General features: G+C 58.6%; 9 protein-coding genes. 5 read left to right on the plus strand and 4 right to left on the minus strand.

Annotated elements, in window-relative coordinates; translation table 11 throughout:
• Positions 1–2 precede the first annotated feature (2 nt).
• Genes V7730_RS11685 through V7730_RS11695 form a run of 3 tightly spaced genes read left to right on the plus strand, consistent with a single transcriptional unit; the run spans position 3 to position 4,299 of the window.
• Entirely contained in the window at positions 3–953 is a 951-nt protein-coding gene (locus tag V7730_RS11685; RefSeq protein WP_335747768.1) for a hypothetical protein, read from the plus strand.
• Complete coding sequence (locus V7730_RS11690; protein WP_335747769.1) at positions 950–3,466, plus strand: hypothetical protein; 2,517 nt, start codon at positions 950–952, stop codon at positions 3,464–3,466. The genes V7730_RS11685 and V7730_RS11690 overlap by 4 nt, the downstream gene beginning before the upstream one ends.
• Positions 3,463–4,299, plus strand: a complete 837-nt coding sequence (locus V7730_RS11695; protein WP_335747770.1) for a glycosyltransferase — start codon at positions 3,463–3,465, stop codon at positions 4,297–4,299. Before V7730_RS11690 ends, V7730_RS11695 begins: the two co-directional genes overlap by 4 nt.
• On the opposite strand, the gene V7730_RS11700 is transcribed toward V7730_RS11695, so the two are convergent.
• Positions 4,296–5,492: a glycosyltransferase family 4 protein gene (locus V7730_RS11700; protein WP_335747771.1), complete on the minus strand. Its 1,197-nt coding sequence runs from the start codon at positions 5,490–5,492 to the stop codon at positions 4,296–4,298. The genes V7730_RS11695 and V7730_RS11700 overlap by 4 nt on opposite strands.
• A gap of 112 nt (positions 5,493–5,604) precedes the next feature.
• On the opposite strand from V7730_RS11700, the gene V7730_RS11705 reads away from it, so the two are divergent.
• Positions 5,605–6,951 (plus strand): oligosaccharide flippase family protein, encoded by a 1,347-nt coding sequence (locus V7730_RS11705; RefSeq protein ID WP_335747772.1) that lies wholly within the window; start codon positions 5,605–5,607, stop codon positions 6,949–6,951.
• On the opposite strand, the gene V7730_RS11710 is transcribed toward V7730_RS11705, so the two are convergent.
• The 3 genes from V7730_RS11710 to V7730_RS11720 form a co-directional block, all read right to left on the minus strand.
• Positions 6,952–8,247, minus strand: coding sequence for a DUF874 domain-containing protein (locus V7730_RS11710; RefSeq protein ID WP_335747773.1), 1,296 nt, complete (start codon positions 8,245–8,247; stop codon positions 6,952–6,954).
• A 146-nt stretch (positions 8,248–8,393) separates the two neighbouring features.
• Positions 8,394–9,317 carry a CpsD/CapB family tyrosine-protein kinase gene (locus V7730_RS11715; RefSeq protein WP_335747774.1) on the minus strand — a complete coding sequence of 308 codons (924 nt, stop codon included), beginning with the start codon at positions 9,315–9,317 and terminating at the stop codon, positions 8,394–8,396.
• 77 nt (positions 9,318–9,394) lie between these two features.
• Entirely contained in the window at positions 9,395–10,141 is a 747-nt protein-coding gene (locus tag V7730_RS11720; protein WP_335747775.1) for a sugar transferase, read from the minus strand.
• Positions 10,142–10,664: 523 nt separating this feature from the next.
• Between V7730_RS11720 and V7730_RS11725 the strand changes: the two genes are divergently transcribed.
• Positions 10,665–11,972 carry a tyrosine-type recombinase/integrase gene (locus tag V7730_RS11725; protein ID WP_335747776.1) on the plus strand — a complete coding sequence of 436 codons (1,308 nt, stop codon included), beginning with the start codon at positions 10,665–10,667 and terminating at the stop codon, positions 11,970–11,972.
• Positions 11,973–12,283 lie beyond the last annotated feature (311 nt).

A 12,283-nucleotide genomic window follows, 5' to 3' on the forward strand; every position in this document is an offset into this window, starting at 1 on the left:
AGATGATGTCACGACGGGGCATATTGCAACTGGGCGCTGCGGGACTGGTAGGCATCGGCGCGACCATGTCCGTGCGTGCGGGCTGGGACATGATGCAACTGGATATGGCGCGCGACTTGTATTCTGGCGGAATGGCGGCTCCTGAAGGAGCATTGCGGGTCTTTCATTTGGGCCATTCATTGGTGGGGCGCGATATGCCTGCGATGCTGGCGCAATTAGCCCCTGAAGGTCACGATTATGGCAGCCAGCTGGGGTGGGGCACGCCTTTGCGGGCGCATTGGTATCCAAACGTGCCGGTGAACGGGTTCGAGACCGAGAATGCGCATGGCAAATTCCTTCCCGCACGCGCCGCGCTGGAAAACGGCGGTTTTGACGCTGTGGTGATGACCGAGATGGTCGAGCTTACCGATGCCATCAAATACCATGACAGCCCTGAATATCTGGCAAACTGGGCACAGTTCGCACGGGCGGCGCGGCCTGATGTGCGGCTTTATCTTTATGAGACATGGCATAACACCGATGACCCCGCTGGCTGGCTCGACCGGATCGACACCGACCTTGAAGCGCTTTGGTTGGACAGGCTTACGCTACCTGCGGCGGTTGCGGCGGGCGGTCCGATCTATGTGATCCCCGGCGGGCAAGTGCTGGCCGCGTTCGTGCGCGCGGTTGAAGCGCAGGGCGGAGTCGGCAATGTACCGTCACGCGATGCGCTGTTTGCGCGAACGCCGGAGGGTGGGGTGGATACAATCCATTTGGGGGACATAGGGGCATATCTCATTGCGCTTACCCACTACGCAGCGCTTTATCAGCGCAGTCCGGTAGGGCTGCCGTTGGCCCTGCGGCGTGCGGACGGTACGGCGGCCGGAGCGCCGGATGGCGATGCGGGCACGTTGATGCAGCAGGTGGTTTGGGACGTGGTGCGCGCGTTGCCGTATAGCGGAGTAACAGCATGAGCGATCTGGCCAGCGCAGTTTTTTCCGTTGTCATGGTGGGGCATAGTTTGTTCGGCACCACAGGGCCGGACATGCTGCAAGACGCATTGGCAGCGACTAGTTCCACCGTCACGGTTCAGGCCCAGATCATCAATGGCGCGCCGCTGAAATATAATTGGGAGCATGGGCCAGAGGCGCAGGGAATCGAGGCCCGTAGAGTGCTACCGCAGGGGCAGGCGACCGATCTGATCCTCACCGAAGCGATACCGTTAGCCAACCACCTGAAGTGGAGCGGAACCGAAGATTACGCGCAGGCCTTCGCCGACCTTGCGCTGAGCGGCAATGCCGATGCACGCGTGTTTGTGCAAGAGACATGGCACAGCCTGAAAAGCGGTACCGGCGCGCAAATCGACTATGATGACAAAGCCGCGACACCGTGGCGCGTGCGGCTGCAAGAAGACCTTGCAGATTGGGAAGGCATCGTGACCCTGTTGCGTGCAGGTGTCGAGGATGGCAACGCGCGTGTGCAGTTGATCCCAGCAGGGCAAGCCTTGGCGCGGTTGGATGATGCGATTGCGGCGCATGAGGTGCCGGGGTTGAGTGCGATCAGTGGCGTCTTCGACGATGATATCCACTTGAACACTTTGGGCCACTATTTTGTTTCTATGGTGCAATATGCGGTTCTGACGGGGGTCAGCCCAGAGGGCCTGCCGCATGATGTTAAAGACAGTTACGGCAAGCATTTTGATGGGCCAGATGCTGCCACGGCAGCCGCCCTGCAACGGGTCGCACGCGAAGCGGTTGAAGCTTATCGCGGCGGCGAGGTGATTGCGGCCCCTGTTCAGACAACGGCCGCTCCCCAAAGTCCGCGGGCACCACCGGTAGAGAGCGCATCAGTCGTTCCCGTTGGCGTCAAAAACGAAACCCCTGCTGGTGCGCTTGCGGTCGGGCTTGCTCCGGTCACGGACTGGTCCGCGCAGCAACCGTTCCTTGATGTGATGAAGACAGCCCGTCCATGGTTGGGACATCTAGCCGGGCAGTTTGGTGGGATCGAATATGAAGACCTCGTTAAAGGCGGCCATATCGATAGCGACGGATGGGTGCGCAGTCTGCCACGCGAAGCGGGCTCGATCGGGACGATGATCCTGACTGATCTGCCAGAGGCGGCAGCGCCATCGCTGGAAGGCCGCTATGTGCTGCGCTTTGAAGGGGCAGGCGTGGTAGAACCGACAGGCCGCGCGACCAACATCCGCTATGGTCGTGGCGAAGTGCGGTTCGATTATACTCCCGGTCCGGGCAGCGTGGAAATCCGCATCCAGCGCAGCAATGCCAGCAATCCGGTGCGCCGTATTACAGTTGTCCGCGAGGGCCGGATGGAGATGTGGGAAAGCGGTGCGGTGTTCAACCCCGACTGGATTGCGCGCCTAGCTCCGTTTGACACGCTGCGGTTCATGGACTGGATGGAAACCAACAATTCAACCCAATCGCGTTGGGAAGACCGTCCCCAGGTGAGTGACGCAAGCTGGGCGCACAAGGGGGTGCCGCTTGAGGTGATGCTGGCGTTGGCCAATAGTCTGGGCAAGAATATCTGGGTGAACATGCCCCATCTGGCAGATGACGCATACGTGCAAGCCTTCGCCCGCAAGCTGCGCACGGGGCTTGATCCAGCGCGCACGGTGTATGTCGAGTATTCAAACGAGGTGTGGAATTTCCAGTTTGCCCAGACGCGTTGGGCCGATGCTCAAGCACAGGCGCGCTGGGCGCAGGCGGATGTGGGCACGCAATTCTATGCAATGCGTGCGGCTGAAGTGGCGCGGATATGGTCGGCGGAGTTTGCGGGCGCTGAGCGGCAGTTGGTCAATGTGATCTCATCCCAGACCGGTTGGCTGGGGCTGGAAGAGAGCATTCTCAATGCCCCACTGGTGGTGGCAGAGGGGGCGCCCAAGCCGTTGGAGGCTTTTGATGCCTATGCGGTCACCGGCTATTTCGGCGGTATTCTGGGTCTTGAAGCACGGCGGGATGCAGTGACAGGCTGGCTTGATGAAAGCTTTGCACGTGCGGCGGATAGCGCACAGGCTCAAGGCCTCACCGGATCTGCGCGTCAGCAGGCGATCGAGGCTGCGCAATATGATTATGCTACAACTTTAGCCGCGCAAGAGTTGACAGACGGCTCGGTCAGCGGTCAAGGCGTGGACACTGTGAGCGATCTGCTCACACGTGTCTGGCCCTATCATGCGCAGGTGGCGAAGAAGGCAGGGCTTGAACTGATCATGTACGAAGGAGGGACCCACGTGGTGGGTATTGGTGCACAGGTGGATGACGCTAGGCTGACTGCTTTCTTCCACCACTTTAACTATTCGCCTGAAATGGGTCTGCTTTATACTGAGCTGATGAAGGGCTGGACGGAAGCAGGCGGACGCCTGTTCAACGCTTATGCGGATGTCTACGTGCCGACGAAATGGGGCAGCTGGGGCGCGCTGCGCCACCTTGATGACGCCAATCCGCGCTGGGACGCATTGGTGACCGGACAATGAGCACGGCGTGTAGCATCCTGATCCCCGCCCATAATGAAGTTGGTTATATCGAACCCTGCTTGGAGGCTTTGCTAGCTTCCGAGTGGATCGGTGCAGCGGTGGAGGTGATCGTGATGGCCAATGGCTGCACCGACCGCACCGTAGCAGTAGCGCACAGTTTTGAGGGCCGCTTTTCCGACAAAGGATGGCCGCTGATGGTGCTCGACCTTGAGAAGGGCGGCAAGATGGGCGCGCTTAATGCGGGCGACAACATCGCGCAGCACGGCGCGCGCGTCTATGTGGATGCGGATGTGGTTGTATCCGCACCGCTACTGGCTCAGTTGGTGGCGGTTCTGGACGCGCCCGAACCGCGCTATGCCAGTGGCAATCCGGTTGTGCGTGCCTCAGGCAGTGCGTTCACGCGGGTCTACGCGCGGTTCTGGGCCAGCCTGCCGTTTTGTACCCACGGCGTGCCGGGCTTTGGCGTCTTTGCCGTCAACTCTGCTGCGCGGACGCGGTGGGGAGAGTTCCCCGACATCATTTCGGATGACACTTTTGTCCGCCTCAGTTTCAGACCCGAAGAGCGGTATCGCGTGGCAGCAAGTTATGACTGGCCGATGATCGAAGGGGCAGGGCCGCTGATCCGCGTTCGCCGCCGTCAGGATATTGGCGTGGCAGAGGTGAAAGAGCGGTTTCCTGCGATTTGGGCCAACCACGATCCGGTACCAGAAGATGCCCCCCCGATGTGGCGCCGTGCGTTGCGCGATCCCCTGGGGTTCGGAGCATTTGCAATGGTCGCGTTGGCGGTGCGGATGCCGCACCGTGCGCAGGACCGCTGGGCACGGGGGCGTTAAGATGCGATATAAGCGGCCAGTTTTGCGGCTTCTGCTTGCACGTCATGGCGGTCCATCACGCGTTTGCGGCCCGTTTGTGCCATTTGCGCGAGCTCGGCAGGTGCGGTTTTTGCCAGCTCTCGCATCGCATCTGCCAGCGCAGCTGCGTCCCCCGCAGGGACCAGCCACCCTGTTTTTTCGGGTAGGACGAGTTCTGGAATTCCGGCGATATAGGTCGCGATGACGACGCGGCCGGCAGCCATTGCTTCCATGATAACCATGGGCAGACCTTCGGCAAAACTGGGCATCAATAAAGCATGGGCGTTCTGGAGTTCAGTGAGAATGCGCGCTTCGTCTACCCAGCCGGTTAGGGTCACGTGATCTGATAGGCCAAGCGTTGTAATACGGGCCTTAATCGCGCGCCTCATTTCACCATCGCCGATCAGGGTCAAATGTGCCTGCGGGGTCGTTTTGATCACCTCGGCAAGCGCATCAAGCGCAATAAGCTGCCCCTTCTGTTCAACGAACCTGCCAATCGCGACAAAGCGGGGGCCACCCTCAGGCAGCGGCAGTGGTTGGGGGAAACGAGTAGGCTCAATGCCGCAGTGCACCACTTTGATCTTGCTCCAGTGATCCGGTTCCGCCCAACGGCTTAGCTGGCTGCGGCCATAGCTGGTGATGGCGACAGTAAATTTCGAACGGGCGATTTTCTCGTCTAGCGATAGGGCGCGCGGCGCGTCGTATTCCTCGGGGCCATGCACGGTAAAGCTGTACTCGGGCCCGCCAAGGGCGCGCGTGAGCATAGCAACAGCGGCGGCATTTGTGCCGAAATGTGCGTGGGCATGGGTGACACCGGCCGCAGCGCAGACCTGTACCGCATAGGCCGCTTCTACCAAGTAAATCAGGTGTTTTATTATGCCTGCTTCGGAACGGCGACCACAGCGAAAAGCCAGTGAAAGTGCCGAAGCAAAGCGTTTCGGGGATGAAACGATGCTTTGAGCAGCAGCGCGCAGAAGGGTCACTGCGCCAGCTTTGAGTACATATTGGGTGGCGGCTGCTTCTTCCAGATCCTGAACATCAACCAAGGGCGCGTCGCCCGGCCGCATAGCCAGCCGCGTGACCGTATGGCCCTGCGTCTCCAGTGCGCGGATCTCTCGGCGGATGAAGCTGTGGCTTGGTTGCGGATAGCTGTTAAGGATATAGGCGATGTACAAGGGTGCGTCCTTCGTGTCTCACTTCGGTTCTACAAGGTCGCTTGGCGCTGGCACAAGGGGCGGGGGAGCGTTAGCAAGGTTCTAGCGGTTAAACCGGAGATGAATAGGGCAAATGGGTGGTATTTTGCAGGAGCTGCGTGGCGGTCGCCTGATGGCGCGGGTGTTTCGCAGCACGTCGTGGATTTTGCTGGGCTATGGCGGCAGTCAGGGGCTGCGGCTTGCCTCTAACCTGATCCTGACGCGCCTGCTGTTTCCCGAAGCCTTCGGCCTCATGGCGTTGATCAGTTTGGTCACTATCGGGCTTATGCTGTTTTCGGATGTGGGCATTGCCCCTTCGATTGCGCAAAGCAAGCGTGGCGATGATCCCGATTTCCTGAACACGGCATGGAGCATTCAGGTGATCCGCGGTGTCTGCCTATGGGCGATTGCCACCGGCTTGGCCTATCCTTTTTCGGTCTTCTATGACGCGCCCGAACTGGCAAGCTATCTGCCTGTTGCCGCCCTTGCGTTGCTGATCACCGGATTTAACCCGACGCGGATCGAGACTGCGCACCGGCATCTTTTGATGGGGCGCCTGACGGTGCTGGACCTGACATCGCAGTTCATCGGGCTGGTGGTGATGGTCGCACTGGCGTGGTGGTGGCAATCAGTCTGGGCGCTGGTGTTCGGCGGGGTAGTCGCGCCGCTGATAAATCTGGTGCTGACATGGATGTTCCTTCCCGGTCCGGCCGACCGCTTTCGCTGGGAGCCTGCGGCGGTACGTGAGCTGGTAACTTTCGGGAAATGGATATTCCTCAGCACGGCGTTTTGGTTTTTTGCCAGTCAGGGCGACCGCGCGGTGCTGGGTAAGTTCCTGAGCCTTGAGAGCCTTGGCGTCTATAATATCGCCTATTTTCTGGCCAGTTTTGCGCTGCAATTGGGGATGGCTGTATCGGGCCGCGTCATGATCCCTGTTTACCGTGATGCCAAGCATGAAGTGGGTAAAATCGCCAAGTTGCGCGCGGGCCTAAGCGCAGTAACGCTGGGCCTATTGCTGGTGATGGCATTTGCGGGACCTTGGCTGGTTGGTGTGCTCTATGACGCACGCTATGCTTTGGGTGGCGCGATTGTGACGCTTCTGGCCGTGGCGCAGATTCCGCTGGCCATCGGGATGAGCTATGATCAGTCAGCGCTTGCGGCGGGCGATTCACGACGCTTTTTCGTGTTGACGGCAACACGTGCGATCATGCAGATCACATGCCTGATTGTCGGGGTAAGCTTGTTCGGGCTGGTAGGGGCGATTGTGGGCATGGGAATTGCACACCTGCTGACCCATCCGGTGGTGATCTGGCTGGCGCGTAAACACGACGCGTGGGATATGCGTCACGATGTGATCTGTGCACTCTGTGCAGGCGCACTGGCTGCGCTGGCGCTTTGGGTTAATAGGGATGCTATTACGGCCCTTACCGCATTTACGTGATCAGGAGTGACGTGCCAACCGCGCAGCACGTCCCGCCTTACCTGCCTCGCGGCGTTTTTCACGCGCGCTGCGCCATTTTGAGCTCTGGTATTTAGGCGCAAGCTCCGGAATTGCGACCACGGGCAGAATGCCTGTCTCACGCTCCATCTGGCGGGCCGAGCGGATAACCGGGCGGCGTAGCTCTAGTAGCCATGCGATGACAAAGGCCAGACCGGTCGCGCCCATAGCGCCAATGATTGCGCGCTTTTTCTTGCTCATTGTAACAGGAAAGTCGGGAACCTGCGCTTCCTCGATGGTGGTTAGACGCTCGCCCTGCGCGCCGACTTCGAGGTTGAAACCGACCTGAGCCTGGTTGCGGCGTGTTGCAATGACTTCGAGTTGAGTGCGCAGCTGTTCCATGCGGCGGTCAAAATCTGCCAGCGTGCGCTGAATCTCGGGAGAACCCTGTATGGTTGCGCGCAAGGCGCTGCGCCGCTGGTCAAGCAGGGTGCGCTGCTGGGCCAATGTCTGGAGCTGTGTGTCAAGTTCACGCTCTTCACGCTCAACAGTTGAGGCGCGAGTTGTGCGGTCAATCTGGGTTCGGGCCAGTTGGGTGCTGATGATCTCACGGTCAAGATCAAGAATGGCCTCGTTGAGCTGAGCTATCTCGGACAGGCGGAATTCCACGCCCCCTCCGATTATCAGATCATTCTCTGTCCGGTAGGTTTCAAGCTCGGCCTCAAGGGAGGCGATATTTTCCAGCACCACCTGTTCTTGTTGCTGGAAAAAGGCGAGTGTTTGGACGGTCTGATCACGGCGTTGGGCGGCCGTGAGCGCGCGCGTTTGTTCAGCAAACTCATGCGCCACATCGCGGGCCAGTTCGGCCTTCTCCATCAGAGCGGTGATCGTCAGGACGGAAATGGCGCCGTCGTCGGAAGAACCGTCGCGAGCTGCAGCGACGCCGTTGATTGTCACAGCTTGACGCAGCAGTTGGACTTTCTCGCTGGGTTTAAGCGCGGTTAGGTTGGCATAGATGTCGTATTTTTCGATAATGCTCTGGAGGCTGGCACGGGCCATCAATTGCTGCTGGATCAGCTGCAAGCGGCGCGCCGAAGAGCCTTCGACGGTGGAACGGGCAAGATCATCAATGATCTTGGGCTGCTCTATCTGAATGACCTCGGAAGACTGGTACTGGTGAACATAGCTCATCGCCCAGTACAGCGATGCGAAGCAACCTGCGATTATCACAAACGCAATCACGCCCAGCCTGCGCCGGGTCATGTCCAGGAAATCCTGCCATGTATAGATCGGACTCATGAGTGCCTCGCTCGAACCTGTCTTTGCGTCCGCTTGAAACCGGACATGCCGCCCCGTTCGGGGACGGTGTTTTTAGCTATGTAGAGTTAAATTCGGGCTATTATATGACGCCATTGTACCGCGCAATGCGGTATGGTGCTGGTATCTTAAAAACGCTCGATGCTGGACGCGCGGGCGCGGTTAAGGATGACGCCCAACAACGGTACCTGACCGTCGAGGATACGTTCGCACTCTGCCAGATGTTTGGCCATCGTCTGGGTGCCGTCAGAGACCAGCAGCACACCATCAAGCTGCGGAAGGAACGCAGCGGTGTCATCAAACGACAACAGCGGTGGCATGTCATATAAAACGATATCAGGGCGCAGGGATGCGCGCATTTCAGCAAGGCTTGCAGCGGTTGCGGGGTCTTGCATGATCTCGGACGCATCTCTGTGCGTCTTGTCCCCAAGTCCGACTGCCAGCGTATCGCTCACGCGCAGAATATAGTCACTGATCGCAACATCACCCGCCAGAAAATCACGCAAATCGCCTGACTGGCTTGCATCCATATCCAGCGTCTTGGCCAGACCGGGATTGCGCATGTTGAAGTCCATCAAAACCGTGCGCGAGGATGGAACGCGTGACAGGCTGGCCGCCAGATTAGCAGCAATAAATGTGTTGCCGCAGCCCACCGTCGGCGACGCCACCGCGACGTTAACCCAGCCGTTCTGCTTTATCGTTTGGCGCAGACGCGTGCGCAGCAGGTCAAACGCGCGCGAAACCTCTGTCTCGCGGAAGTCTTCTGCGGCTTGGCTACCATCCAGAATGTGCTGATCTGTGCCTGGCTCTTGCAGGTGAAGCAGGTCCCACAAGTCGCGAGATGCTGCCGTGGTAAGCGCGTCTTGATTGTTGTAAGGGGCTATTACCGGCTCGGTAGTACTATTGTCCAAAACCAGATCCACGTCTTTGTCTTGTGGCTTTGACGCGCTGTCAAAGCGGCGCGGGCGCGTAAAGCTGCCCTGCGCAGGCACCATAAGGTCACTGCGCGCCGCCGCTCCGTTTGCGGGCGAGGAGGAAAAAGTATCCTTCATGGCATCTGCCTTTCGGGGTTTGATCATACGTCTGATATAACGCACGCGTGGTTGGATTCAAAGATGGGGTCTGCTGCCTAATGGCCGGTTCTGCGCAGCATCACGCCGACTGTCTTGAAGATGATCGCAATATCACCAAAAACCGAGAGCGAGCGGTTGTAGGTCGCGTCGACTTCGTTGCGGAATGAAAAGCGGTTCTCGTTGCGGGCAGAAATCTGCCACAGGCCGGTAATGCCTGGGCGTAGCGCAAAATAATGGTCCGGATTGCCATACATCGGCAATTGCTCGGGCATCATCGGACGTGGGCCGATCAGGCTCATGTCGCCGGTCAGCACATTCCAAAACTGTGGTAGCTCATCCAGAGAGGTCGAGCGGAGGATGGCACCCACACGTGTGACGCGGGGGTCATTAATCAGCTTTTGCTTCTCGTCCCATTCGCGGCGCATGTTGGAATTGCTTGCCAGATACTGCTCCAGCACGGCATCGGCATCACGCACCATCGTACGCAGCTTGAGAATCGAGAACGCCTTGCCGTTCCGACCCAAACGCTGCTGACGGTAGAAAGGGTTGCCACCTTCAAACCAAAGCGCGACCGCGGACATCAGGACAATAGGGACAAAGAAGGGCAGGCTCAGAATGACCAGCAGCATTTCGAACAGCCGCTTGACGCCCATGCGGTAGAGGGACTGGGGAATCATTTCGGCGTGAGGTTCAAGCAGGGTGTTGGCCGATCGCAGCAGGGTAACAGGCGTGGTAATTTCACTGCTTGCCGCTGCGAAATGCGCCGTCCCGTAGCCTGACTGATCAGGGTCAAATCTTTTCATTGTCCAAACCCCCCCAGTGTTCGTGGGTCTTCTGTATTCGCGCCACGATTCATTCGAAGCATCCGTTCCGTAGTGCAGGGGCTGCCTGCTGTCATGTTCCCGCATTGGCAGATGCGAAAGTGCCCTTTAGGCGAATGGTTTTTGCGGGTACCGGTTAAACCCGTTTGTCGTTTGCGTCGAATGGACCTGCCCCAATTCCGACTCGGGCAAGGTGCACGTTATTGCCCGACCTCTGACCGATATATAACAGATTTTCGCCACAATTCATGGGGAATTTTCGAAACAAATTGTTTCGCCGGAGCACCATACGGTCAAAAACAACCATAGGGTGTACGGCGGGACGCTTTTTATCATGGGGGGATGTGGCAGCCCGTAGGGCCGCCATGCCATGTTCCGGGCTGTTCCGAGGTGCTCTATTAAATCCTATTTTTACAAAGATATTTATGGCTTTCTTTGTCCGACATGTTCCGGCATATTTCCCTACAATTCCGGTTATGGTGGGGGATGTTGTGGGGGATGAGAGGTGGCGCAGGAAAATTGTAGAAAGCCGGAGCGAGCGCTTTCTGCGCGTTTTGTGGAGACGGTGACGGAACCGGGAAAGCACTTTGACGGGCAAGGTCTTTTCCTGCGCGTTGCCAAGAATGGTGCGAAGCAATGGGTGCAGCGCATCACAATTCGCGGAAAACGGCGTGAACTCGGATTAGGCAGTCCGCCCGCCGTGCCGCTGGCGGCGGCGCGAAAGGTGGCGTTGGAGAGCCGGGGCATGGCGATGCAGGGGGGCGACCCGCTCGCGGAAAAAAGGGCGGCGCGCGCATCGCTGACCTTTGCGCAGGCAGTAGACGCCTATGCAGCCGTGAAGCTAAAAGAATTTGAAAGTGAAAAGCACCGCAAGCAATGGGTATCGTCGATTGAGCGTCTCGCACTTCCCGTTTTGGGCGACACGTCAGTGCGAAACATCGAAGTGGCCGACGTTTTGCGGATGCTGGAACCGCATTGGCGCGAACGAACCGTTACTGCGAAAAAATTGCGCGGACGGGTCGAAGCCATTTTGAACTGGGCTACGGTTGCGGGGCATCGAAAGGGCGATAATCCGGCGCGCTGGGCAGGAAACCTCAAGGAACTGCTACCTGCACCCAGTAAGGTGACGCAGGTTCAGAACCAACCCGCGTTGGCGCTGGGCGATTTGCCGGAATGGTGGCGCAGCCTTGCCCTGCGCGATGGCATGGCGGCGCAGGCTTTGCAATTCTTGACCCTTACTGCTTCACGCTCTGGCGAAGTGCGCGGCATAACATGGGATGAACTGGACCTTGGACCGGATGATGGAATTAGCGCGCACCCCCTTGCGACACCTGCGACAACTGCGACATGGACGATACCGGCGGCACGGATGAAAGCGGAGCGTGAACATCGCGTGCCCCTGACACCGCAAGCCGTGGCAATTCTGCGCGCTCTGCCCCGCATGAAAGATAGCCCTTACGTGTTTTTTGCACAGCGTGGCGGGATGCTGTCAGATATGTCCATTTCCGCTGTCATGCGCAGGATGCAGGAAAGCGAAGTGAAGGCTGGCAGGAATGGCTTTGTTGATCCACGCAGCAAACGCCCCGCCGTGCCGCACGGGCTGCGCTCGACCTTTCGGCAATGGGCTGCGGAACAAGGCTACCCCCGCGACATGGCCGAAATCGCCTTGGCACATTTTATCGGGTCCGATGTGGAACGCGCCTATCAACGCAGCGACATGCTAGAGAGGCGGCGGGCGATGATGGTAGCATGGGGACGCTTTCTCACCGGGGAGCGAGGGCAGACAGTCGCATATTTGGAGATAACGCGTTGACGGATCCAATTACCAATCAGTCTGCTGTTGTGCGTGCATTATTAGAACAGATGATGCCCCGTCAGGCAAAGCCGCGCGGAAGGCCCCGAAAAGAGGTGTTTAAAGACGACGACTCTATGCGCGCCGCGTTAGTTATTTGGGCATATTCGGAGCATCCAGATAGGTTCAAAACGAGACGCGAAGCCATCGAATTTTGCCAACAACTGTGTGAATGGGGGCGTACCTATGCTCCGTCTGAACTTCGATCACTGTACGGCGCCTGAAGTGGTCCGGCAAAATTGGACAGCGTGCTAAGATGTATCCAACCCGAA

The organism is Sulfitobacter sp. (assembly GCF_036961165.1).
GTDB lineage: Bacteria > Pseudomonadota > Alphaproteobacteria > Rhodobacterales > Rhodobacteraceae > Sulfitobacter.